General features: G+C 39.1%; 21 protein-coding genes. 14 read left to right on the top strand and 7 right to left on the bottom strand.

Annotation, left to right across the window (positions count from 1 at the left end; all coding sequences use genetic code 11):
- The first annotated feature begins 49 nt into the window (after positions 1-49).
- The 3 genes from AAC000_RS03800 to AAC000_RS03790 all read left to right on the top strand — a co-directional run bounded on the left by AAC000_RS03800 (position 50) and on the right by AAC000_RS03790 (position 2,825).
- Positions 50-1,429, top strand: coding sequence for an ATP-binding protein (locus AAC000_RS03800; protein WP_339720231.1), 1,380 nt, complete (start codon positions 50-52; stop codon positions 1,427-1,429).
- A 5-nt stretch (positions 1,430-1,434) separates the two neighbouring features.
- Entirely contained in the window at positions 1,435-2,115 is a 681-nt protein-coding gene (locus AAC000_RS03795) for a response regulator (protein WP_339720230.1), read from the top strand.
- A 209-nt stretch (positions 2,116-2,324) separates the two neighbouring features.
- Positions 2,325-2,825: a hypothetical protein gene (locus AAC000_RS03790; RefSeq protein ID WP_339720228.1), complete on the top strand. Its 501-nt coding sequence runs from the start codon at positions 2,325-2,327 to the stop codon at positions 2,823-2,825.
- Between the two features lie 255 nt (positions 2,826-3,080).
- Here the strand turns inward: AAC000_RS03790 and AAC000_RS03785 are convergent, their stop codons facing one another.
- Positions 3,081-3,389: an isoamylase early set domain-containing protein gene (locus AAC000_RS03785; protein ID WP_339720226.1), complete on the bottom strand. Its 309-nt coding sequence runs from the start codon at positions 3,387-3,389 to the stop codon at positions 3,081-3,083.
- Between the two features lie 293 nt (positions 3,390-3,682).
- Complete coding sequence (locus tag AAC000_RS03780) at positions 3,683-4,657, bottom strand: helix-turn-helix domain-containing protein (protein ID WP_339720224.1); 975 nt, start codon at positions 4,655-4,657, stop codon at positions 3,683-3,685.
- Between the two features lie 171 nt (positions 4,658-4,828).
- Between AAC000_RS03780 and AAC000_RS03775 the strand changes: the two genes are divergently transcribed.
- The 4 genes from AAC000_RS03775 (at position 4,829) to AAC000_RS03760 (ending at position 11,250) form a co-directional block, all read left to right on the top strand.
- Complete coding sequence (locus tag AAC000_RS03775) at positions 4,829-6,634, top strand: acyl-CoA dehydrogenase (protein WP_339720222.1); 1,806 nt, start codon at positions 4,829-4,831, stop codon at positions 6,632-6,634.
- 47 nt (positions 6,635-6,681) lie between these two features.
- Entirely contained in the window at positions 6,682-7,686 is a 1,005-nt protein-coding gene (locus AAC000_RS03770) for an NADP-dependent oxidoreductase (RefSeq protein ID WP_339720221.1), read from the top strand.
- Between the two features lie 40 nt (positions 7,687-7,726).
- Positions 7,727-8,491, top strand: a complete 765-nt coding sequence (locus AAC000_RS03765; RefSeq protein ID WP_339720220.1) for an SDR family oxidoreductase — start codon at positions 7,727-7,729, stop codon at positions 8,489-8,491.
- Positions 8,492-8,760: 269 nt separating this feature from the next.
- A complete protein-coding gene (locus AAC000_RS03760) occupies positions 8,761-11,250 on the top strand; it encodes a prolyl oligopeptidase family serine peptidase (RefSeq protein ID WP_339720219.1) in 2,490 nt (829 codons plus the stop codon).
- 98 nt (positions 11,251-11,348) lie between these two features.
- Here the strand turns inward: AAC000_RS03760 and rrtA are convergent, their stop codons facing one another.
- Positions 11,349-11,936: a rhombosortase gene (gene rrtA / locus AAC000_RS03755; protein WP_339720382.1), complete on the bottom strand. Its 588-nt coding sequence runs from the start codon at positions 11,934-11,936 to the stop codon at positions 11,349-11,351.
- A 214-nt stretch (positions 11,937-12,150) separates the two neighbouring features.
- On the opposite strand from rrtA, the gene ggt reads away from it, so the two are divergent.
- Positions 12,151-13,863: a gamma-glutamyltransferase gene (ggt, locus tag AAC000_RS03750; protein ID WP_339720380.1), complete on the top strand. Its 1,713-nt coding sequence runs from the start codon at positions 12,151-12,153 to the stop codon at positions 13,861-13,863.
- 5 nt (positions 13,864-13,868) lie between these two features.
- Here the strand turns inward: ggt and AAC000_RS03745 are convergent, their stop codons facing one another.
- Together AAC000_RS03745 and cysK are read right to left on the bottom strand one after the other, a co-directional pair.
- Positions 13,869-14,312, bottom strand: coding sequence for a hypothetical protein (locus AAC000_RS03745; protein ID WP_339720217.1), 444 nt, complete (start codon positions 14,310-14,312; stop codon positions 13,869-13,871).
- Between the two features lie 147 nt (positions 14,313-14,459).
- Complete coding sequence (gene cysK / locus AAC000_RS03740; RefSeq protein ID WP_339720216.1) at positions 14,460-15,425, bottom strand: cysteine synthase A; 966 nt, start codon at positions 15,423-15,425, stop codon at positions 14,460-14,462.
- Between the two features lie 262 nt (positions 15,426-15,687).
- Here cysK and AAC000_RS03735 point away from each other — a divergent pair, with 262 nt between their 5' ends.
- The 5 genes from AAC000_RS03735 to AAC000_RS03715 are packed head-to-tail and all read left to right on the top strand — an operon-like array spanning position 15,688 to position 20,470.
- Entirely contained in the window at positions 15,688-16,524 is an 837-nt protein-coding gene (locus AAC000_RS03735; protein ID WP_339720214.1) for a MoxR family ATPase, read from the top strand.
- Positions 16,524-17,708, top strand: coding sequence for a hypothetical protein (locus AAC000_RS03730; RefSeq protein WP_339720213.1), 1,185 nt, complete (start codon positions 16,524-16,526; stop codon positions 17,706-17,708). Before AAC000_RS03735 ends, AAC000_RS03730 begins: the two co-directional genes overlap by 1 nt.
- Positions 17,709-17,719: 11 nt before the next feature.
- A complete protein-coding gene (locus tag AAC000_RS03725) occupies positions 17,720-18,871 on the top strand; it encodes an RDD family protein (RefSeq protein WP_339720212.1) in 1,152 nt (383 codons plus the stop codon).
- A 4-nt stretch (positions 18,872-18,875) separates the two neighbouring features.
- Positions 18,876-19,883 (top strand): XdhC family protein, encoded by a 1,008-nt coding sequence (locus AAC000_RS03720; protein ID WP_339720211.1) that lies wholly within the window; start codon positions 18,876-18,878, stop codon positions 19,881-19,883.
- Entirely contained in the window at positions 19,880-20,470 is a 591-nt protein-coding gene (locus AAC000_RS03715; RefSeq protein WP_339720210.1) for a nucleotidyltransferase family protein, read from the top strand. The genes AAC000_RS03720 and AAC000_RS03715 overlap by 4 nt, the downstream gene beginning before the upstream one ends.
- Before the next feature lie 59 nt (positions 20,471-20,529).
- Here AAC000_RS03715 and AAC000_RS03710 read toward each other — a convergent pair whose 3' ends face one another.
- Together AAC000_RS03710 and AAC000_RS03705 are read right to left on the bottom strand one after the other, a co-directional pair.
- Complete coding sequence (locus tag AAC000_RS03710) at positions 20,530-22,596, bottom strand: hypothetical protein (RefSeq protein ID WP_339720208.1); 2,067 nt, start codon at positions 22,594-22,596, stop codon at positions 20,530-20,532.
- A gap of 407 nt (positions 22,597-23,003) precedes the next feature.
- Positions 23,004-23,513 carry a hypothetical protein gene (locus tag AAC000_RS03705; protein WP_339720207.1) on the bottom strand — a complete coding sequence of 170 codons (510 nt, stop codon included), beginning with the start codon at positions 23,511-23,513 and terminating at the stop codon, positions 23,004-23,006.
- Positions 23,514-23,650: 137 nt separating this feature from the next.
- Between AAC000_RS03705 and AAC000_RS03700 the strand changes: the two genes are divergently transcribed.
- Positions 23,651-24,325 (top strand): rhomboid family intramembrane serine protease, encoded by a 675-nt coding sequence (locus AAC000_RS03700; RefSeq protein WP_339720205.1) that lies wholly within the window; start codon positions 23,651-23,653, stop codon positions 24,323-24,325.
- Positions 24,326-24,331: the final 6 nt, after the last annotated feature.

The following is a 24,331-nucleotide window of genomic DNA, read 5'->3' as shown; positions in this document are numbered from 1 at the left end:
TTTTATTACTAACATTATCTTAGTTGGGTTAATGTTTGGTTTTATATACATGAATTTTGCAGCGGAGTTTAATCACTTTGTTGAACAGGAAGAACAAAAACATCTTGTAGAAGTTAAGCAACAGTTAGTGCAGCTGTATTCAGAAGTGGGTAGTTGGCAGCCTATTAGCCAGAATACTCAGTTATGGCGTTCTATTGTTGATCCTAAAAAGGATCCAGGCGAACCCAACGCCATACAGAAAAATAATAGCAACATTACCCCTAAGGACTATGCTGGGGAAAATATTAGCGAGCAAAAAGTACCCTCATTATTATGGCCAAACCTGCCTCCAGATTTATTGCAAACAGGTAGGCGTATCAGCTTGTACGACCAAAATAAGGATGTTGTGGTTGGTCGTACTAATGTAATTGAAAATCCACATATAGAGCCTATTTTATTAAATAATAATGTTATTGGCTGGATAGGCTTAGTACCTTCAAGGTTGGTTGTAAATAGCTCGGCAAATGCCTTTTTGTCCGCTCAATTTGATAACTATATTACTATCACTTTATGCATTATATTACTGGCTTTTATTATGGCTATTGTTTTATCTAGGCATTTAACTAAACCCATAAAACAGATTGTTGCCGCCACGAACGAGCTCAACAAAGGTAATTATGAAAGCAGGATCTTACCCTTCACTCAGGATGAGTTGGGCACCTTATCTAATAACGTCAATGAATTAGCTTGTACACTTGAACAAAATCAGCAATTGCGTTTTCAATGGGTTTCAGACACGTCCCATGAATTAAGAACACCACTAACAGTTTTACGATCTCATTTATTAGCTGTACAAGACGGTGTATTTATTGCTGACGCTAAGCGTATTAGTTTATTGATTAATCAAGTCGATAATTTAAATCACATTGTTGATGACCTAGCTCAATTAGCTAACAACGACACCGCTAATCTAACTTACACAGAAGTTGCTGTTGACGTAATCGAGGTACTACAACAAACAATTGAAAACTACACTGCTCGCTTTCAAGAGCACAATTTAAGTGTTAATAGTGACGGGTTAAATAGTGCTCAGCCTTGCATAATAAACGGCGATAAAGATAGGCTACAGCAGTTATTGGCTAATTTATTCGAAAATACCTGTAGATATACCCATGCAGGCGGTCAGGTAAACATCAAAATAAATAAAGTGGACACTAAACTAGTGTTAATTATTGAGGATTCTGCACCAGGAGTGTTACCCAAAGACCTAGGGCAATTATTTGAACGTTTTTATCGTGTAGAAAAATCACGTAATAGAAATTATGGAGGATCAGGTCTGGGGTTATCCCTATGTAAAAAAATAGTAGCAGCCCATGGTGGCGATATTTCATTACAAAATTCACCCTTAGGTGGCTTAGAAGTAAAAATAACCCTTCCTATGTTAGGTTAATAAAAATGACAACACCCAAAATACTCATAGTTGAAGACGAAGAAAACATTGCTGAAGTACTGATCGCTTATTGCAATCAGCAAGGGTATGTCACCGAATATTTTAATAATGGCAAGGGGGTGGTTAACTTTGTAAAGCAAGAACATGTTGATTTAATACTGCTAGATTTAATGTTGCCAGAAGTGGATGGCATTACTCTCTGTAGAGAAATAAGAATGTTCTCGAATGTGCCTATTATTATGGTAACCGCTAAAAGCGAAGAAGTAGATCGCTTACTCGGTTTAAACCTCGGGGCCGATGACTATATATGCAAACCCTTTAGCCCCAAAGAAGTTATCGCAAGAATACAGGCCGTGTTAAGAAGAATAGAGCAGCCTAAAACTGATGTTATTCTTCAGTCTGGTTTCAAGCTTTATAAAGAAGATTATGTTGCTTTATTCAAGGGAATTAATATTGGTTTTACGGCTGTGGAATTTAAAATATTTCTGCTGTTTATAAGTCATGTTGGACGTGTGTTTACTCGCGAAGATATTATTAACAATATCTATAACCAATCCTTAGATATGTCAGATCGTAATATTGATACTCATATCAAAAATATACGCAAAAAAATAAATGAGATTGAAGCTGGGGTAAACCCAATTTCTGCTGTTTACGGTGTTGGGTATAAATTTAAAGAAACGTAACTGTAAGCGCGGCTTATAAGCTGGAGAACTAAAGATTAATGCTTTTCACCACAGAGGGCACAGAGTACACAGAGAAAAGCAATCCTAGATGCGGCTTTGCCGATAAGACAAATATCGTTGAGTCACTGATTCTAGACTTTCAACAATACTGGTTAATGTTGCTTGCAAGGTCACACTAACAAATTGTTAGGGAATCATTTGGAGATTTCATGGATTTTAATTGGCAAGGAATAATCACTTCGGCTATAACTGTTGGCCTCATTACGTATGCAATTAAATCTGCTAACCACTCTGTTGAGAAAGGACAGTTAAAATACGGGCTATTTATAAAAGGATTGGGGATAGTTTGTTTGATATGCTGTTTGGTCCCTCTTTGGGTTTATTTAACAGATGGCTATAAAGTAAATAAACTAGGGGAAGCTACTGCACTCATTGGATTAATGATAGGTTTTGGCATTTTTTCAATCTGTACGATAGGAGAGGGATTTTTTGTAAAGGGAAGTTATGATGAGTCTTCAATTAATTTCTCAACACCATGGACAGGTTCAAAAGCCAATAATTGGAGAGACCTTAAATCGGTAAAGTTTAATATCCTTTGTTTCTGGTATGTTTTGCAATTTAACGATGGGAATACTATACGCATATCATCTTATTTAGGTGGAAACTGCTATCTATTGGATTCTTTACGTGAAAAAGGAGATGGTTTCTAACAAGCCAAGTCTGTGGGACTTTTATTCACTGGATTTCAGCCAAAACACTAGCAAAATTTCCAGTTAGTTTTAGCTCCTTTATCTAGCAATAACCCTCTTTTCAGCCGCTTTTCCTCTGTGCTCTTTGTGTCTCCGTGGTTCAAATTCTTTTGCTTTGAAATATAAGTCTTTTGCGCTTGAAATATTTTGAGGGAGAGCAGATAAAAAAGATTAAGAAGGTGATATCAGACTGTGACATCACCTTCTGTTAATAACTTAAACTTGTACAACAGAATTATCAGCAAAAGCGACAGATGAAGGGACATATGCATCTGCCTCCCAATCATTCTCCCATTCTTTCTCATCCAATAAATATCTAAATTGATATTGTGAATCTTTAGCCAAGTTAACAGTGGTTGTAAAATCACCATTCTTGAGTTTTTTCATAGGAGTTGATGATAGATCCCACTCGTTAAAATCTCCCACTAAATGCACAGATTTTGCTGCATGGGCTTGTTCTTTCGACAACTTGAATGTCACCTTGCATACATCTTTAGATTTCAAATATTGCTTTTTAAAAGCCATGGTATTTCTCCTGTGTATCTGTTGTGTAAATTAAACGATTGTTGTTAGGTTTAGTTAAATGGCAACCCTTATGTTCAAAAAATGTGCAGTAATGTCTCTTTTTGATGCAATCAATGGTTTGACCTCAAAAGGCAAAACAATTCATTTAAAGTATTGATATAGAGTATTTTTATACGTCAATATCACTCGAATGAATAGGATAACGGTATTTTACTGGCAAATTATGTCAATCAGCAACATCTGCATCCACTTTAGAGCAAAAAACGTGCAACTTTTTAGTTTGGGCTTATATTTTAACGCTTAAACTTTTTTGCATATTGGCTAGGAGATAGGCCTGTGTGTTTTTTAAAGAGTCGAGTAAATGAACTTAAATCGTCATAACCCACTTGGGAAATAATACGCTCTACACTATCGTGAGTGGTTTCAAGCTGCTTTTTAGTCGCCTCAATTCTTAAGGTTTGTAAATATTCTAAGGGGTTTTGTTCGGTGGCTTTTTTAAACCTTCGATTAAAAGTTCTTAACGTGAGATTTACCAGTGTGGGTAGGTCAGCCACCGAAATTCGTTCTTTGTAGTTTGCCTCTAGCCATTCTTGGACTATCAAAATATCGGGATCTTGGTGATATTTTTTGGTGAGAATATTGGCATATGCGACTTGCTCACCTCGATAAATATCTATGACGTGAGCCTTAGCCGTTGTTGTTGCCACATCATGACCACAATAGCGCTCAATTAATAACAGAGCTAAATCAAACCACGCCATACCGCCGCCAGAGCAATAGATGTTTTCAGCAGAAGTGATCATTTTCTCAGCCCGTAAATTGACTTGTGGATAGCGAGATTTAAATAAACTGGCGTAGCCCCAATGTGTAGTGGCTTCTTTTCCATCTAAAATACCGGCTTCAGCTAATAAAAATGCACCACTACAATTGCTGGCAATATCAGATTGATTCGCGAAGTGTTTTTTAATATGAGTCAATAATGGTCGATTATTTTTAATCACGTTAATCAATTCACCTCCAATTGTAGGTATTAACAATAAGTCTGTATGTTCCACATCTTCAATTGCAATATGGCTATTAATGATAAGTTGATTGATACAGCGAACAGGACGCTTTTTAAGAGACGCAATTTGCACCTCAAAAAAGGGCGAGGGTTTCTGACCTTGCAAGCGTTGCCAGGTTACTCCTGCTAATGCAAATAAGTCGAGGGCACCTGTAATAGCACTTGCGTAAGCCTGATCAAAGCCAAGAATGGTTACTTTAAACATGACAAATAACCGCAGTGATTAGACATAAATAATATCTCGTTATAACTGTCGTAAATGACCATTAATATGTCATATATGACAGTTATGGTGAAGTGATATTTTTGTCAATCTAAGGCCATCATTTTAGTCAACTACAGTTTTATCTGTAATCACTTCCATAGGTCAGAAAATATGAGCAATGAACTAGTTAAACGCAAAGAAATGGCGTTTCAATTATACGAACTATTGGATACTGAAGGACTTTGCGGTAGAGAAAGATTCGTTGAACACAACCGTGAAACATTTGATGCGGTTTTGGAAATTGCCAATAAAATCGCCACCGAAAAATTTGCTACCCACAATGCCAAAGGCGATGCCAATGAGCCGACCTTTGATGGTAAAAAAGTCCATATGATCCCTGAAGTTCAGGAAGCCTTTGATGCCTACGTTGAATCTGGCCTGTTAGCAGGGCGATTTGATTTTGACGAAGGTGGGATGCAGCTTCCAGAAACGATAATGACGGCTTGTGCTGGATATTTTATGGCCGCTAATCCCTCAAGTACTGGTTATCCATTTTTGACTATGGCGGCTGCAAATGTGATCCGTAATTTTGCCTCTGCGCAGTTAAAAGAAGCGTTTATGCCAAAAATGTTAAGCGGTAAATTTACCGGCACTATGGCATTGACTGAACCTCATGCGGGTTCATCTTTGGCTGATATACACACCACTGCCATTAAACATGAAGATGGAAATTATCGTCTTAAAGGTAATAAAATCTACATCTCTGGTGGTGATCATGAATTATCTGACAATATTGTGCATTTGGTATTGGCGAAAATTAAAGGCGCCCCTGCAGGGGTTAAAGGTATTTCACTCTTTGTAGTGCCTAAATATCGTCTTGATGACTCTGGAAATCCAGCGGAGCGCAATGATGTGGCTTTGGCTGGCCTGATCCATAAAATGGGATATCGAGGTACCACGTCAACAGCATTGAGTTTTGGTGAAAACCAAGATTGCCACGGTTATTTGATTGGTGAAGAACATCAAGGTTTAGGTTACATGTTCTTGATGATGAACGAAGCACGACTAGGAGTAGGTTTTGGCGCCGCTATGGTGGGTTACAGTGGTTACCAATATTCCTTAGCATATGCCAAAGAGCGGACTCAAGGGCGCGTTGCCCCTAATAATAAACCCACAGATAAACCCGCCACCATTATACAACATGGCGATGTAAAACGAATGTTGTTAGCGCAAAAATCTTATGTTGAAGGCGCCATGGCGCTTTGCTTTTATGCCGCTCGTTTAGTGGATGACGCCCATACACTTTCTACAGACGACGAAAGAAAACATGCCAGTGAGTTATTGGATTTGTTGACACCTATAGTGAAAGCATGGCCTTCAGAATATGGCCCTAAGGCAAACGATTTAGCGATTCAAGTGTTAGGTGGTGCGGGTTATACCCGTGAGTACCCTGTTGAACAATGCTGGCGTGATAACAGACTTAACCCGATCCACGAAGGTACCAATGGTATTCAAGCGTTAGATTTATTAACGCGAAAACTATGGCAAGCCAAGGGTGCTGGACTTAAGTTATTGCAACAAAGGATGGAAAGTGATTTTGCATCAATAAAAGGCGAGCAAAGCCAACAACTAATTGCGTCTTTGTTACCTTATTTAGAGCAAATGCAATCTTTGATACCTATGCTTGCTCAACATTTACAATCTGATAAACAAGCCACTTTATTGGCTAATGCCACTTGTTTTATGAATATATTTGGTCAAATAGTTATGAGCTGGATGTGGATACGCCAAGCCAACGTGGCAGAAATCGCCTTGCAAGCCTCTGGATTACCTGATGACGATGAGGCGTTTTATTTAGGCAAGGTGCAAGCTGCAAAATATTTTGTTCGTTGGGAGTTGCCTGAGATCCAAAGAGATTTTGCTTTATTGAAGGATATGGACGACAGCTGCAGCGAAATGCAAGCGGACTGGTTCTAATCAATTCAATTCTAACAATGTATAAAATAGTTAAAGACGGAAACAAAATGAAAAATAAACAGTTTTTATTAGCGGCACGACCTGTTGGTACACCCACTAGGCAAAACTGGGACTATGTTGAAACCGAGGTCCCTGAATTATCTGAAGATCAAGTATTGGTACAGGTAGAGTATATTTCCTTAGATCCTGCTATGCGTGGCTGGATGAATGACGGCAAATCCTACATTGAACCTGTGCAAATTGGCGCGGTAATGCGTGCCGGTACAGTAGGTAAAATACTTAAGTCAACCAGTAGTCAGTTTTCTGAAGGTGACTATGTTTATGGACATTGTGGAGTACAGAAATACGCGGTTGTGGGGACCGAAGGACTACACAAAATTGATCCAAGCCTTGCACCATTGGAACGTTACTTAGGTGTACTTGGTATGCCGGGCATGACCGCATATTTTGGACTGCTAGATACGGGCTTGCCAAAAGCCGGTGAAACAGTGGTGGTATCCGGAGCCGCTGGAGCCGTTGGCTCAGTAGTGGGGCAAATCGCTAAAATTAAAGGCTGCCGAGTGGTGGGTATTGCTGGCGGCGCTGACAAGTGTAAATACTTAGTCGATGAGTTAGGTTTCGATGAGGCTATAGATTACAAAAGTGAAGATCTGAAAAAGGCTCTTAGAGCAGCTTGTCCTAAAGGTGTGGATGTGTATTTTGACAATGTAGGCGGTGACATTCTTGATGATGTGTTAACTCAAATACGCATGAAAGCACGCATTGTGATTTGCGGTGCAATCAGTCAATACAATAATACTACCGCGGTAAAGGGGCCATCAAATTACCTGAGTTTACTGGTCAATAGGGCCAGAATGGAAGGAATAGTGGTGTTTGATAATGTCGCTAACTATTCTAAAGCGGCTGCCGAAATGGCCGGATGGATAGCTGCTGGTAAGTTAGTGGCTAAAGAACATGTTGTGAAAGGCATTGAGCATTTTCCAGAAACCTTATTGATGTTATTTAACGGCGAAAATATGGGTAAATTGGTACTAAAAGTAGAAGCCGAATAACCTTTACTAATTTGAAGTAAGTTCACAGAGAGAGTGATGTATGAAGAAAGATATTTTTGATTTAAGCGGTAGAGTCGCCTTAGTGACAGGCGCAAGCCGTGGTATTGGTGAGTCTATTGCACGTTTATTGGCTGCCTATGGCGCTAAAGTGATAGTGTCTAGTCGTAAGATTGATGGTTGTGAAGCCGTTGCACAAAGCATTAGAGACGAGGGGGGCGACGCAGTGGCTATGGCCTGTCATGTAGGTGAAATGGCCCAAATTGACAACGTCTTCGAACAAATCGATAAGCAATATGGACGTTTGGACATACTGGTAAATAATGCCGCGGCAAATCCATATTTTGGGCATATTTTAGACACTGATTTAGCTGCCTATGACAAAACCGTTGATGTCAATATTCGTGGGTATTTCTTCATGTCCACTGCAGCGGGTAAAATGATGAAAAAGCAAGGCGGTGGGGTTATTTTAAATACAGCTTCTGTCAACGGTATATCACCGGGTATGGGCCAAGGTATTTATTCTATTACTAAGGCTGCTGTTATCAGTATGACCAAAGCGTTTGCAAAAGAATGCGGTGGTTTAAACATAAGAGTGAATGCCTTATTGCCCGGTTTAACCGAAACAAAATTTGCTTCAGCACTTACAGGTAACGACAAAATACTTCAAACGGCCTTAATGCAAATTCCCTTAGGTAGAACTGCTCAGCCTGATGAAATGGCCGGTACTGTATTGTATCTAGTCTCAGACGCGTCTAGTTATACTACTGGTACTACTGTGGTAGTGGATGGTGGATATTTAAGCTAAGAGTTTGTTTTGACTATACAGCTTTAAAAACGGCAACTTTTTAGTTGCCGTTTTTGTTTATGTTTAGATGTGTTCAAAAAACAATCTGTTGCATGGGCTAACCACAATCACGGCTAGTCTGTTATCAGAACTTCTACAGTGATGTAAATAATTCGTAACTTAACTTCCTAAAAACTATCATTTTTTCCATGCTTTTATTTTGCCAAGGGACCTATAAATACGCTTTAATAGCCCCGAGATTTCTTACTAAATTGTCAAAGGCTTACTGCATGTCAAAACTGAATAAAAATGGCTTAATATTAACGAGTGTCGCTTGTTTTTTAATGGCCTGTTCTGCAACCCAAACTTCAGAGCCTCTGTCGGCTAAAATAGCGGAGGTTACACCCACAGTTATTAAAGCTAGCCAGTCTAATGTGGTTAGTAAACAGTCAGATTTATTGACCTTAGAAAAAATTATGGCTGATCCAGATTGGATGGGGCGACAACCTACTTCTGCTTATTGGTCAGACAATAGCCAGAGTGTCTATTACCAGCAAAAACAACAAGGCTCACTTGAGTCAGATTTATGGGAAAGGCCCTTAAAGGGAGCTGGTAATGGTACTAAAATTGACTTGTCAAAGTTACATTTACACGCCTATAAAAAACGGGTTTTAAACCACAATAAAGACCAAGCTGCCTGGGTATTTGAAGGTAATATCTTTGTTAAAAATCTCAGCAACAATAAATTAAAACAACTCACTAAAGACAATAGACAGCCAAATAATTTGATGTTCTTAACTGATGGTCGTTTAAGTTTCCAAAGTGGTAATGCAATTTATGCGATTCACCCTGAACAGGGATTATATGAACAGCTCATAACATGGCAGTTTGCCGATGAGCCTACTGCTGTTGAAGCGCCAGAAGACTATATTGCCGAGCAGCAACAACAATTAATTGAAGTGGTGGCATTAAAGCGCCAACAAAAAAAATTACGTTATCAAAAGGAGCAGACACTCGCCGAGCAAAATAACACTCTTGCTCCAGCTGACTTTTATTTTCCCGAGGGAAACAAAACCGTAAAAGTCAGCTTATCTCCAAATGGAAAATGGTTAGTGTTAGTCGAACAAGTAAGCTCTGGAGGGCGTGATAATACGGATATCATGCCAAACTATATTAATGAAGATGGCAGAGTCGCTGCAGACGATGTGCGTCAAAGAGTCGCCGACGCAGCGCCCAGTCAGCAGAGTATTTGGTTAGTTAATTTAGAGAACAGATCAAAACGCAAACTGAGCTACAGCAGTTTACCTGGGTACAACGAAGACGTATTGGAAGGGGTAAAGCGTGAAAATGCTGAAGCTAAAGGAGAAACCTATACAGTTAATCGGTTACCGAGAGATATAAGCCTTATGGATGACTGGTATTGGTCACAAAGCGCTATTCAATGGCATAACAATGGTGAAAATGTAGCTATTATGCTCGAAGCTTGGGACAACAAAGACCGATGGCTTACTACCGTCAACATGAAAGAGGCTACTTTAGTTTCTCAACATCGTTTACATGATGATGCTTGGGTTAATTATAAATTCAATAGTTTTGGTTGGTTACGCAATACTACTGATTTGTATTATTTATCTGAAGAAACGGGTTATTCACACCTTTATATTAAACCTTTGGACGCACCAGCAAGGGCTATCACTTACGGGAATTATGAGGTTGATGCATTGACACTAACCTCGGACGACCGATTTATGTATTTTAAGGGAAATAAAAAACACCCTGGTATTTACGAGATATACCGTGTTGATTTACATAACAACACACTAGAAGCAATGACCAATCTTAATGGCATGACTGATTATCAATTGAGTCCAGATGAACAGGCGTTATTGTTGACCCATTCTAGCCTAGTTCAACCACCGGAATTATATGTTCAATCGGTATCTAAAGCGCCGTTGCAGCAACTGACACAAACCACTAGCCAAGCATTTTTAGAGATGGATTGGTTAGCTCCTGATATTGTGCCAATTAAATCCTCCCACACAGATCAACCGATCTATTCTCGTGTCTATTCACCTAGAAATAAACGGCCCGGTCAAAAATTTAAGGCGGTAGTGTTTAATCACGGTGCCGGGTATTTACAAAACTCACATTTAGGTTGGTCTGGATATTTTAGGGAATTTATGTTCCATAATTTGTTAGTACAACAAGGATATGTGGTGCTTGATATGGATTACCGCGCCTCGGCTGGATATGGCAGAGATTGGCGTACCGCGATTTATCGACAAATGGGCACGCCAGAAATTCAAGATCTTCAAGACGGAGTAGACTGGCTAGTTAATAATCTTGATGTGGATCCACAAAGGGTCGGTACCTATGGTGGTTCATACGGCGGTTTTATGACTTTTATGGCATTATTTAATTCGCCTGATTTATTTCAAGCCGGTGCTGCATTGCGACCAGTAAGTGACTGGGCACACTACAATCACGGTTACACCTCAAACATATTAAATACGCCAGATATTGATCCAATTGCCTACGAAAGGAGCTCACCAATTTATTTTGCTGAAGGATTGCAAAAGCCGTTGTTGATAAACGCGCCTATGGTAGACAGTAATGTGTTTTTTGTGGATGTGGTGAGATTGGTTCAGCGATTAATTGAGTTAGAGAAACAAAATTTTGAAACAGCCATTTATCCAGTGGAATCGCACGGTTTTGTGCAACCTAGCTCTTGGCTAGATGAATACAGAAGGATTTACAAGTTGTTCGAAACTTACTTGTAAACTTTGAATACCACATTGATTCACAGCAAATCGAATCAATGTGGTGTCTTTCGATTAGGCTACTTGGTTTAGCCTGTTATCAACTTATCTTGGCTAAATTATTTTCTTTTAATATTGCGATACCAGCAATATAACAGGATTAAACTGCCTGTTACTGTACCGAATAGATGTGCGTCAATTGCGACATTGGCTGAAATCAACTCAGCAACATTTTCACTGGCTCCGTAAATTTGTTCATGTAGCACTTTAAGCCACACACCAACTAACATTATCCACCCACTTTTGAGTTTATTTTGTATATCAAAATAAGCTCCTATTAAAAATAGGCCATGTAGTACTCCTGACAGTCCCACATACCAATACATCTGTGGTGCAAACAAATACAAGCCACCTGACGTCCCTACACACAGCATAAAAAATAGAAATAGATACTGCAAAGTTGGGTAGTAGTGACCATGCAATGCCCACAATAAAGTTAAACCTGCTAAGTTCAATAGTAAATGAATGCCGTTGGTGTGCAGAAAATGTCCGCTTATAAGTCGCCACCACTGCAAATCAATTAATTGTTGTCTGTCATAAGCTAACCAATTACTGCTCATGGGCTCTGTTAAGAACAAAATGATACTAATGAGGGCGATAAATAGTGGCGCGAGACTGTATTTTGACTGAATAGGTAAATTCAAAATAGTATTTTTATGGAGTGGGAATATCGCTATGGTAACTAATTTTTACTAGATAAGTTAGCTACAGTTTTTTGATTTATCGTGTTGTTAGACAAAAATATTATTGGCTAATAAAGATTACTATTTGCAAATACTGTCTTGCATCGTTAGTGTGCGCGGCTATTCATTTTTGTTTGGAAAATCTGTGCGTTTATTAAAATCCTGCTGTGTATTTTGTTTGACCGTTATATTAAGTGTATCCATCCAGGGTAAACAAAAGCGCGAAGATAGAGAGCCCGAAGCGGCAACAGGTCTGCAACAAAAAAGTGCCTTTCATTCCAAAGAATTCATGGTGGTAGCAGCCAATCCCTATGCTTCATGGGCCGGTAAAAACGTATTAGTTAAGGGCGGAAGTGCAATTGATGCCGCAATTGCTGTACAAGCAATGCTCACCCTAGTAGAGCCTCAATCATCAGGCATTGGCGGTGGAGGTTTTATTCTATATTGGGACAATAAAGCTAAAAAACTCCACACTTTTGATGGACGCGAAACAGCGCCATCACAAGCAAGAATAGATTTATTTATGGAAGATGGTAAACCTATTAAATGGATTGATGCAGTAGTAGGAGGACAATCAGTAGGTGTACCAGGGGTGTTAAAAGCCTTAGATATGGCGCATCAAGAATTTGGAAATTTAGCCTGGTCTGAATTGTTTGCTGATAGTATTGCATTATCCAACAATGGCTTTATCGTTTCACATCGTCTTGCTTCATTATTGGAGCGGAAAATCCATCCAGGACTCAATCAGTTTAGAACTTCCTCGGTTTATTTTTATCCTAAAGGTAAAGCGCTGGAAGAAGGCAGTACTAAAAAAAATGCCGCCTTAGCGAAAACGTTAACCACCATAGCGCAAAAAGGTGTCGATAGTTTCTATAAGGGCAGTATTGCGACTAATATTGCAAGGGCTGCGCAATTTTCTACCATTAATCCTGGTTTGATAACGGCACAAGATATAGCCGAATATCAAGCGATAAAACGCTCTCCCGTCTGTGGGCGTTATCGTAGCTATCAAGTTTGTGGCATGGCACCACCAAGCTCAGGTGGCGTCAATGTCTTACAAATTCTACGCACTCTTGAGCCTTATAATATTAGCCAATACCCGTTAGGCTCAGCACCCGCAGTGCACTTATTTACGCAAGCGTCTAGACTGGCCTATGCCGATAGGGAAATGTACATAGCTGATAGTGATTTTAGCCAGCTGCCTTTAAGTGCCTTACTCAGTACACGTTATTTGTCTGAACGTGCCAGAAAAATTAATAATGAAAAAGATATGGGAAAAGTGTTAGCGGGTAAACCATTTCCCATTATGAACTTCTCAAAAGGTAATACCTTTGAACAGCCCAATACTAGTCATTTTAGTATTGTTGATAAAGAGGGGAATGCTGTTTCAATGACCACAAGCATTGAATTTGCTTTTGGTTCAGGTGTGATGGTTGAAGGGTTTTTACTAAATAATCAGTTAACGGATTTTTCTTTTAATCCGTATCGAGGCAACAAACCTGTTTTGAATAGAGTTGAACCTAATAAACGCCCTCGTAGTGCAATGAGTCCTACTATGGTCTTCGATGAGGAGGGGCAGCTTACACTAGTGTTGGGTTCCCCTGGTGGTAGTCGTATTGTGAGTTACGTGGCGCAAACATTAATGGGTGTATTAGATTGGGACCTTGATATTCAAGAAGCGATCAATTTACCTAAAGTAACAAACAGAAACGATTATACCGCACTTGAAAAGGGCACTGTGATTGAAGAATTAAAGCCGATACTCGAAAAGATGGGCCACAAAGTTCAGGTGATTGATTTAAACAGTGGCCTACACGGTATTCAATTAAACAAGGGAGGGCTAATTGGCGGCGCCGATCCTAGGCGAGAAGGTGTAGCTGTAGGGTTTTAGCAGCATTATTGTAAACTGACTACATCAACCTTCCACTCATTTCCCACTTTTATGAGTTCTACAACGCGCATGTCTTTTAATACATTGCCTTCTAATTCACCTTCGAAAAACAGTGATATTTCGGCTTCTTTGGCAAATTCATTTCTGCCGGCACTGCGTGATCTAGGTTGAATGGTCACTTTATCAAATCGCATATTTAATACGTGTTTTTGCACACCCTTGTTGGTGTGATAGGAACGTAACAAGCGTTCCATTTTAGGCGTGCTTAAACTAATTGCGCCCTCAATTCCTTTACTATGATAAATGTGATCAAAAAACTCAATGGCAGCAAATTCCGGGTTACCACTGTCTAACATACCAAATTTACCTCCACCGGGTTTAGGTGACGGTTTATCACATGCACTGAATAGCACTGCAAATATTAAAATAAAACTGATATTTTTTAGCATCTTAGATTCCTTGCTTTGATTTTTCCTACGACTTTGATGCTAATCTTATCTTGTTTATTGTTGCATCTAAAGAAAAGGGAGGCATAAGCCTCCCATTTAAATCAAAGTTATTGTAAGTATTAGTAACTTAACCAAAAAACCATATGGCTACTGGATGTTTTCTGAGTCAGAAAATTCACCAGCAAACAAAGGACTACTTAAATAACGTTCTGAAGCACTGGCTAAAATAACCACTATGTTTTTGTTTGCATTTTCTGGTTTTTCTGCCCAACGTTTTGCAGCAACCACTGCCGCACCTGAAGAAATACCGGCTAAAATACCTTCTTCTTTCATTAGTCTATGTGTCATCGCCATACATTCTTCGTTACTGACTTGCTCAACAGCGTCAACAATATCTAGGTCTAAGTTACCAGGAATAAAGCCCGCACCTATACCTTGTATTTTGTGTGGACCTGGAGTGAGTTCAATACCCGCTTTGGCTTGAGAAATAACTGGGGAGTCAGTAGGCTCTACAGCTACTGTGGTAATGGCTTTACCTTGAGTATTTTTGATGTAGCGGCTAACGCCAGTAATGGTGCCACCTGTACCTACACCAGCAACAAAAATATCAATTTTTCCATCTGTATCATTCCAAATCTCAGGGCCAGTGGTTTTTTCATGAATTTCTGGATTTGCTGGATTTTCGAATTGGTGCATAGGTATATATTTTGAAGGATCAGAGGCTACAATTTCATTAGCGGCTGCAATAGCGCCTTTCATACCTTTTGGCGCTTCAGTCAAAACTAAGTTTGCACCCATGGCTTTAAGTAATTTACGACGCTCTAAACTCATAGAGCTAGGCATAGTTAAAGTAATTTTATACCCTCTAGATGCAGCAACAAAGGCTAGTGCTATTCCAGTATTTCCACTGGTGGCCTCAACTATTTCATTACCGGGTTTAAGTAAGCCTTTTTTCTCTGCATCCCAAATCATATTTGCACCGATGCGGCATTTAACACTAAAACTAGGGTTGCGAGATTCAATTTTTGCGTAAACGTTGCCGCCTGTCACACGATTTAGTTTAACCAAAGGTGTTTTGCCAATGGCGAGTGAATTATCGTCGTATACTTGCATAGTTATTTCCTTGCTTATTATTTCTATTTTTTACAGTGTAACCCTGATTAGTTCACCGTCAATTAGTCATACTTTGGCGCTGTGTTTTGTATATATACGAAACCACAACGGGCCCTATAAATATTATTGATACATATAGCCTATAAAACTGTTTTATCATAATGACATTCATACCTATAGGTAAGGGGAGATGGCTTTATTTAAAGTGCTTTTTCGCTATATCTTATGGTTAATCATTTGTTAATTAGTTTTGAGGTTTTAAATGGCGTTTAATGGAACAGAAAAATACATTGCTAGTCGTGAGCTACAACTTGCTGTTAATGCAGCTATCACCTTAGAAAAACCTTTACTGATAAAGGGTGAGCCAGGTACAGGTAAAACTATGTTGGCCGAAGAGTTGGCAAAAAGTTTAGATGCGAATCTGATCCAGTGGCATATCAAGTCTACGACTAAAGCCCAACAAGGCTTATACGAATATGATGCGGTTTCGCGCTTACGAGACTCGCAGTTAGGGGATGAAAAAGTCCATGATATCGGCAACTATATAGTCAAAGGCAAATTATGGCAGGCATTTGATGCTGAAAAACGCAGCATATTATTGATTGACGAAATAGACAAAGCGGATATTGAGTTTCCAAACGACCTACTGTTGGAACTGGATAAAATGGAGTTTTTTGTTTACGAGACACAACAGCTAGTAAAAGCAAAACAACGTCCAATTGTTATCATTACTTCGAATAATGAAAAAGAATTGCCGGATGCTTTTTTAAGACGCTGTTTCTTCCATTATATTCAGTTCCCTGATGCCGATGAAATGCGTCAAATTGTCGATGTACATTTCCCAGAAATAAAAAAAGTGTTGCTTAATCAGGCATTACAATCATTCTTTGACTTACGTGACGTGCCAGGTCTGCGTAAAAAACCTTCTACTTCAGAATTATTAGATTGGTTAAAGTTACTTGTTGCAGAAGATATTCCAGCTGAAGCATTACAGAATAAGGATGGGAAACAAAGTATTCCACCGCTGTATGGTGCTTTATTGAAAAATGAACAAGATATTCATTTGTTCGAAAAATTGGTCTTTATGGCGCGCCGTTAATGTTAGTCGATTTCTTTTTTAAACTTAGAGAATATCACCTCTCAGTCAGCCTAAGAGAGCTTCTAGATTTGCTCAATGCACTTGAAAAAGGTGTGATATTTGCGAGCGTTGACGATTTTTATATTTTGTCCAAGCTGACAATGGTCAAAGATGAGAGTCAATTCGATAAATTTGACAGAGCATTTGCCGATTATTTTGAGGGTGTGCAAAGTATTGATTTATTCGGCAAAGACATTCCAGAAGAATGGCTAAAAAATGCCTTAGAACGGCATTTTAGCGAAGAAGAAAAAGCACAGATTAAAGCTTTGGGGGGTCTAGAAGAGCTAATGAAAACCTTGAAAGAACGTTTGGCTGAACAAGAGAAACGTCATCAAGGAGGCAATAAATGGATCGGGACTGGGGGGACATCGCCTTTTGGTGCCAATGGTTACAATCCAGAAGGCGTACGTATTGGTCAGCAAGGCAATAGAAACTTTTCTGCTGCTAAAGTGTGGGATAAACGAGAGTTTAAAAACTTAGCGGGGGATGTTGAGCTTGGTACTCGTAATATTAAAGTAGCCCTGCGAAAACTCCGAAAATTTGCTCGAACCGGGGCAACTGAAGAACTTGATATACCTACCACTATAGGTTCTACCGCAAAGAATGCTGGGTTGCTCGATATTCATATGGTGCAAGAGCGACACAATGCTGTAAAAGTACTGATGTTTTTTGATGTGGGTGGTTCGATGGATGCACATATTAAAGAGTGTGAGGAGTTGTTCTCAGCTGTGCATACTGAGTTTAAATATCTTGAGTATTTTTATTTTCATAATTGTGTATACGAAGGTGTATGGAAAGATAATAAAAGACGCGATCGAGAAGTCATACCAATTGCCAATATCATTCACAAGTATGGTGCTGACTATAAATTAATTTTTGTAGGTGATGCCACTATGGGGCCCTATGAAATAACCTATCCAGGCGGTAGTGTAGAACATTGGAACGAAGAAGCGGGTTCTGTTTGGATGCAACGTTTACTTAATCATTTTGAACATGCAATATGGCTAAACCCGCAGCTAAGTCAATACTGGAAATATTATGCGTCAATAAGCATAATGAAAGAATTGATGACTGAAAGAATGTATCCCCTCACGTTAGATGGAATAGGAGAGGGGATTAAAAGTCTAACCAAAAGAAGTGGATAAAATACCCGGTTATGGAAAAGCAAAGTGCTCAGCAGTTAACTGATGTTGCAGAGTCTGAATCACCAGACTCTGCCGTTGAAAACCCACAATTAACGCCCAAAGAAACCCGACAAATCGTCACTCCCTATGCTTTTTTTGTAGCTGATGAGTTGTTAGGTACACCCCTTGCGGGTCCATTTCGCCGGGGTTTTGGTATCTTGATAGACTTGATTTTTGTGAGTTTATTAACCCAAGTTAGTAGTTTAATACTCGCTACCATTGCTGCTTGGACCTTTTTCAAAGCGGGCAACCGATTAGAAACCAAAAAACGCTTTAATGTGTTAAGAATAGTATTGAGGATGATGGTCGCCTTGTTGTTATTTTTTGTGGCCATGGGGATCATTGATTGGATGGATAACAAAAACGCAGAGCAACAGGTTAAAGAGAGTGTTAGCAGCGAAAATGCGGTAGAAGGTATAGAACTGATAGCGTTAACTGCGAAATACTTGATAGACACTAAGGATGTAAAACAGCAAATTGCCCAAGGAGACTGTGCTCCGGCCTATGACTGTTTACAAAGGTTGGGTGAAGATCTGATGCAAGACATGAGTAATACAGGATTAGAAAAAGAGACCATAGATGGAATACTAGAAGGATATTTGGAAGCAGTTTCTGATAGTTTGAGCGCTCAACAACAAACTCAGCTAACTAGTCATTTGCAACAATTTGTTGTAACAAAACAAGCATCAACAAATAGCCAAATACAAGAGGCAGAGGCGTCAGTAGCTTTGCCTGTAGGAGAGCAAAAAACAGATAAAGATAAAACAACGGCTGAATCCACAGGTTTAATTAGCAAGTTAGTGAATTGGGTTGAGGAACTAGGATTAGGACTGGGCTGGGCTGCGTTTTATTTTAGTATATTTACTGCTTGGTGGAAGGGACAAACACCAGGTAAAAAGTTATTAGGAATGAAGGTTATCAAACTCGATAATCAGCCATTAAATTTATGGGAAAGTTTTGGCCGTTACGGTGGGTATGCCGCTGGACTCGCCACCGGCTTAACAGGGTTTTTGCAGGTTTTTTGGGATCCTAATCGCCAAGCCATACAGGACAAAATTTCTGAAACCCTGGTAATTGATATACGAAAGCCTAAAGTTGCTTTTGTAAAAGAAATGGTGAAATAAGCAGATGGCTAATAGGATAAGTCAGTTACTCAGCCATTGGTCCGAAAATCGAGATGTTCATTTGTGGGTGTTGGCCACTATTATTGAAACTGACGGTTCTTCTTATCGAAAGGCTGGAGCCATGATGTTAATCAATGACATGGGCCAATATTTTGGATTATTAAGTGGTGGATGTTTAGAGTCAGACATTATGCGACAGGCGAGGCGCTGTTGGGACAATAAACAAAATCGTATTATTGAATACGATATGCGTGAAGAAGAAGATCTTGCGTGGCAACTAGGCATAGGTTGCGGCGGCATGGTGAGAATTTTGTTGCAACCTGTACATAGTAACAATGAATACCTGAAACTCGATGAGCTTAATAGTTATTTAGCACAACGACTACAGGCGGAATATCATCAAAATATTGATGAGGGAGTACCACTGAATCGCGTTTTTCCTGTAGTTGACCCAATACCAAAGGAAACCAAAAGTACGCTGAAAGAGGGGGCTAATACTACTTTTGTGCAATTGCTTAGTCCTGCCCCCTTAATCGCCGTTTTCGGTGCTGGCGTAGACGCCAAACCTGTGGTGTCTATCGCTGCAGAATTAGGGTGGCAAGTGTTACTTGTGGATCCTCGTGTTGGTTACGCAAAAGCAGAATTTTTTCCCAAAGCCAGTCAAATCATTCGCAGTGCATTTGATGAATTACACAGCGCTGCTTGGGTAAGTCAAATAGATGTGGCATTGGTATTAACACACAATATAAAACTTGATGCCGCAGCCTTAAGTTTAGTACAAGGCAGTAGTGCTAAATATGTGGGTTTGCTGGGACCCACTCATCGAACTGATAGAGTGTTGGACATAGCAAAACTATCTAGAAAAGAGCTAACTAAACCTTTGGCCAATCCAGTAGGTTTACGATTAGGTGGAGAATTGCCTGAATCTATTGCCTTGTCGATGTTGTCTGAAGCCCATGCGGTGTTAGAAAACACCGATGCATTGTCTATTAGTGGTGTATTAAATAAGTGAAAACCGAGTTGTTATTGTTGGCTGCTGGGCAAAGCAAACGTTTTGGTGGCATAAAACAGTTAACCAAGATCCAAGGAAAACCAATGGTTTGCCACTGCTTAATACAATATCGACTAGGTGATAGTTGGCTCGAAGGTTTAGCTGATGGCCATATAGCTTTAGGTGCGAACGCTGCGTTAATAAAAGACTTGCTGCCAATAAATGTCAATAAACATGTGATCGAAACATGGGAAAATGGCATGGGTCATACCTTGGCAGAAAGTATGCAATATCTGGCTCCTAATACCACTCATGTTTTAATAGGATTAGCTGATCAAGTCATGATAAATCAGCAAATGATAAAGGGAATATTAGCGCAATCGAGTCAATTTCCAAAAAATATTGTTGCGTCAAAATATGCAGGGCGACTAGGTGCCCCTGTTATATTCCCTAGACAATATTTTTCTCAGTTACGCCAATTAAAAGGCGATCAGGGTGCTAGACATATTCTTCGGCAACATGTGACTGAGGTCGTAAGTATGCAGATGCCTGAAGCTGCGTTAGATATTGATAGCCAAGATGACCTTAAAGCTTTTAATCTGAGGTAGACTCTTTAGCTGCAATTTTTAGGGTTACTGCATCAGAAATTGCACAGTGCGACACTAAGCTATCTTAATAAATTGGATTTAGCTAAGTTGAATTCTTCATCGCTTAAATATCCTTGTTTGTGTAAGTTCACTAACTTATCAAGGGCATTAACCAAATCGGATGGAGGGGGTAGTGGCCCAGACGACTGCGGAGCATCAGGCATAGTGTTTTGATGTGTAGTATTGGCTTGGTTTTCATCGGTCGCTGAATCTGATTTTTCTTTAGTGTTTTCTGCCGATGTCACCAGTAAATTAGGTCTTGTAATAGTAACAATAGGGGCTATCCGTGTTTCGGTTTCTTGGGGATTAAGCTGTTTTGAAATGACCCAACAAAGGTCTATCACCATATCTACCACTCTATAATACTTTTCTCCTGTCACTCTGCTGTTACCATGCCTAAGGTACAGACAGATAGGATAGCTATCATTTCTATCGAACAGTATGATCTGGATTTGGCGAGTTTGCTCTTCAAGGATTATCTCGTTTTCCTCAGTTGTGAAAAGGCTCCTTATCTGTGCTTCAATTTGATTGCTAATGACATTCGCTGGCTCGTAATCGATGCTGCAAATGACGTTATTATTCAACAAAACTTCGCAACGAGTAATATCCGAAAGCTGAAGGGTTTTATGAGGTTTTTTACTGTGCATCCTAAATAATAATATCGCGTCTTTTGTTAACACATACTCGAATCGTACATAGTCGTTAATTAACTCATTTGATGCCAGAGAGCGCACGCCAGTTTTGCGCTTCTTAATGAAAAATATTACGAACAATAAAATGACCATTAAAGCCGAATACAAAACATAATGTATAGATTCATTGGGCGCATCTGTTGTTGGAGACTGATTGTCACTTATTGCATTGCTATTAGTGGATTGAAGTGAATACAACTTGTTTTTGGGGCGGTCAAAAATAATGATTTCGTGGTGATTATCTTCATGAATACTTAAGTCAGAACGCGAAGAAAGGTTGTCTGTTGTTATGATCTTTTCATTTATTGGTAACTCATTATCTGTTGATTCCAAGATATGGGAGGTTAGATTTAATTGCTCTCCAAGTTGTGTGAAATACACTATTTTATTTCTAAGACCATGGAAATTACGACCTTGATAAAGCAACAGTGATGGCATTTTGTTAGCTTGTTGCTTAAGTAAGTCAGTCAGTGGTAATGAGTCTAGCTTTGCCCCCACCTTTGCTTTGCTTAACCAGTATTGGATCTCGTTGTTATGTTGTATGAATATTGTATTGTGACTATATTTAGCCCAAAAAAAATGTTTAATATTTTGCCCATCCATTATTGCTATTTCGTCATTTATTTCGGGCGTTTTTACAAAAGGATTGCGCTCTGAAACTGTATAGTTACGGGCACCAAATATCTGAGGGTAAATACGTAAAATCACCCCAGAATATAAGGAATGCTCTTTTAGTTCATCTGAGAAGCCTAAAGAGAAATATAGCTGACCAAAATCGACATTCCAGGGCTTGAGATAGGGATCAAATGCCAGTTGTTGGATTGCATGTTCAATGTGTTGGATAGGGATTCGTATCACTTCTCTTTGAGACAGTGGATCAATCTTTTTTGTCTCAAAATTATAACGCCATTCTGTAATGACCGTTTCAAAAGCAAAATTAACATTGGACTCAATTGGCGTTAATCGATTAATGTTATTTTGGTGAGTGAATTCAGTGGTATGTGCAGTATAAAAGGTGGCATAGCCTGTTTCTTCAGGCAATGTAAAACTGGGGTGCAGGCTGATTGCAGTAAGAGAGATAAAAGTGGCGTTATTTAATTGCTGGGGCATATTTAAAATAGGACTCTGTGTATTTGATTCCTTGTTACTGACCAAATAAATAAGCCCATTGTTTTTAGCAACAAAAAAAACATCATCACTTTCAGGACTAGTTAATGGCGCCAACCAAATAGCCTCCTCGCTGAGGTCGTTATAGCCACTTAAATCTACAGCCAGTTCTAATTGGTATTGTTCTGCAAAAACCAATTGAGTGAAAAACAAACAACAAAAAGCCATTGTAAGATAACCAATAAACAAATTGTTTTTGTCAAAGTTTAGAGCAGCATGATTATCCAATTTAATACTTTTAGCCCCCAAAAATTTGTGTTTTAGTCAATCCTACTTCACTTGGCCTAGTAATTTTCTGTATTTTATTGTTATTCTTTTTATAATTAAAATCAGCTATTTAACTCGAAATAGTGATGTCTTGTCAAACCAAATTAATAGTAGGTATTCCGAGTAGTGAATTGACTAAGGTAACAGCAACAAAACTGGCTTAATTAGTAAAGTTCAGTCTAAGTAAATTGCATAGTGGTGCATAAATGTTAGTTTGCTCGGTTGATGTTTATTTTTATCGAGAAATTCGAGTTTAACCTTGGCTAATGTATCAAAGGTTGCCAGTATCATTTGTCAGCGGGTATCTGAAAATAAATAAAGAACATTTTCTTAAGGAAAATGTTCTTTATTTAAACTAGTGGTTTGTTTTAAATTGAAATTAGTACAGCTTGGCTAATGCTATCTTCATTGGAAATTGCCTCGAGTACCGCGCCTTCACATTCAGTCTTTTGCTCTGTCATTACAAATACATCAAATCGTTTACCTGGCAGCATACTTCTTTTTTCGGCTGGTCTTGCTGCGATTTTGTAGCTTTTTCCTGCTTCAACTTTGATTGCAAATTTAACACCATCAGCATCCCCTCCGCCAATGCGTGATGACCTTTCGCAATATCCGCTGGTGCAAATGGCAAAGCCTTTGAATTCATGCAAACCGGGAGTGAGTTGCAGTAACGCAAAACCACTAGATTCGACTGGTCCAGAAGGTAAACCCTCCATCTTAGGAATATTCAAACGTTTACCATTATGCTTTTCTAAACTCACTGCAAAGTCACCTTGAGTAACAAATGGATTAGCAATGAGTTTGCCACATGAACCAGAATAGGACATGGCTGAGTAGCCTAATGAAGCCAACAAATAAGTTAATTTAACGAATTTCATGAATCAATCCTTATGCAACGACAAGCGTATGCTGTGGCGTATGAGGTGCCAAAATAATAAAAAGTGTATGAACATTAACTGAACAATTCAATTTAACAAGACTTTAAAACGAAATGTTTTGCCCAATATCCAAATACATGAAAACAAATAGTAGACTTAAACAAAGTATTTTTTATTCCCTATGTTTTATTAGCATTTTGTGGTGTATTAAATCAGCGCAAATATTATTCGGATTAAATCTATCTGGATTGGGCTTAGTCCCTTTGGATGGGATTGGCTTAATTGGGATATTCACCGCACCTTTAATTCATGGCTCCCTAGAACATATTTTTAATAATACCTTTGCAATTCTCATTCTTTCGAGTGTTTTGTATTATGGTTATCCAAAATCATGGTGGAAAGTATTCAGTTTAGTGTGGATATTGTCAGGGGTAGGGGTGTGGTTATTTGCTCGTCAAGCTTCCCATATAGGTGCAAGCGGCTTAACCCACGGTTTGTTTTTCTTTTTGTTTGTCGCCAGTATCTTTCGCCGTGATAAAAGTTCGGTGGCTATTATGATGATTGCGTTTTTACTTTACGGTGGCATGACAATGACAATTTTCCCTAGGGAAGAAGGGATTTCTTTTGAGTACCATTTTTTTGGCGCCTTAGCTGGGGTTATATCAGCGTTAATTTGGCGAGATAGTGATCCCAAACCTGAAGTGCAACGCTATGAATGGGAAGGGGAGGATACTGACGCTGAAATGGATTATGAAGAACAATGGCAAGTCGAAACCTCTTCAGAAATAGAAAAACATCAAAGACTACATTAAGGCTCA

The organism is uncultured Paraglaciecola sp., assembly GCF_963977085.1.
GTDB lineage: Bacteria > Pseudomonadota > Gammaproteobacteria > Enterobacterales > Alteromonadaceae > Paraglaciecola.
This window is presented reverse-complemented; position numbering and strand designations above follow the sequence as displayed.

Excerpts from the sequence above, each read along its gene's own strand:
- AAC000_RS03700 (WP_339720205.1), top strand. The coding sequence starts at position 23,651 with ATGAAAACAAATAGTAGACTTAAACAAAGTATTTTTTATTCCCTATGT.
- AAC000_RS03795 (WP_339720230.1), top strand. The coding sequence starts at position 1,435 with ATGACAACACCCAAAATACTCATAGTTGAAGACGAAGAAAACATTGCT.
- AAC000_RS03730 (WP_339720213.1), top strand. The coding sequence starts at position 16,524 with ATGTTAGTCGATTTCTTTTTTAAACTTAGAGAATATCACCTCTCAGTC.
- cysK (WP_339720216.1), bottom strand. The coding sequence starts at position 15,425 with ATGCAAGTATACGACGATAATTCACTCGCCATTGGCAAAACACCTTTG.
- AAC000_RS03760 (WP_339720219.1), top strand. The coding sequence starts at position 8,761 with ATGTCAAAACTGAATAAAAATGGCTTAATATTAACGAGTGTCGCTTGT.
- AAC000_RS03790 (WP_339720228.1), top strand. The coding sequence starts at position 2,325 with ATGGATTTTAATTGGCAAGGAATAATCACTTCGGCTATAACTGTTGGC.
- AAC000_RS03725 (WP_339720212.1), top strand. The coding sequence starts at position 17,720 with ATGGAAAAGCAAAGTGCTCAGCAGTTAACTGATGTTGCAGAGTCTGAA.
- AAC000_RS03785 (WP_339720226.1), bottom strand. The coding sequence starts at position 3,389 with ATGGCTTTTAAAAAGCAATATTTGAAATCTAAAGATGTATGCAAGGTG.
- AAC000_RS03775 (WP_339720222.1), top strand. The coding sequence starts at position 4,829 with ATGAGCAATGAACTAGTTAAACGCAAAGAAATGGCGTTTCAATTATAC.
- AAC000_RS03705 (WP_339720207.1), bottom strand. The coding sequence starts at position 23,513 with ATGAAATTCGTTAAATTAACTTATTTGTTGGCTTCATTAGGCTACTCA.
- AAC000_RS03735 (WP_339720214.1), top strand. The coding sequence starts at position 15,688 with ATGGCGTTTAATGGAACAGAAAAATACATTGCTAGTCGTGAGCTACAA.
- AAC000_RS03770 (WP_339720221.1), top strand. The coding sequence starts at position 6,682 with ATGAAAAATAAACAGTTTTTATTAGCGGCACGACCTGTTGGTACACCC.
- AAC000_RS03720 (WP_339720211.1), top strand. The coding sequence starts at position 18,876 with ATGGCTAATAGGATAAGTCAGTTACTCAGCCATTGGTCCGAAAATCGA.
- AAC000_RS03780 (WP_339720224.1), bottom strand. The coding sequence starts at position 4,657 with ATGTTTAAAGTAACCATTCTTGGCTTTGATCAGGCTTACGCAAGTGCT.
- AAC000_RS03745 (WP_339720217.1), bottom strand. The coding sequence starts at position 14,312 with ATGCTAAAAAATATCAGTTTTATTTTAATATTTGCAGTGCTATTCAGT.
- AAC000_RS03800 (WP_339720231.1), top strand. The coding sequence starts at position 50 with ATGAATTTTGCAGCGGAGTTTAATCACTTTGTTGAACAGGAAGAACAA.
- AAC000_RS03765 (WP_339720220.1), top strand. The coding sequence starts at position 7,727 with ATGAAGAAAGATATTTTTGATTTAAGCGGTAGAGTCGCCTTAGTGACA.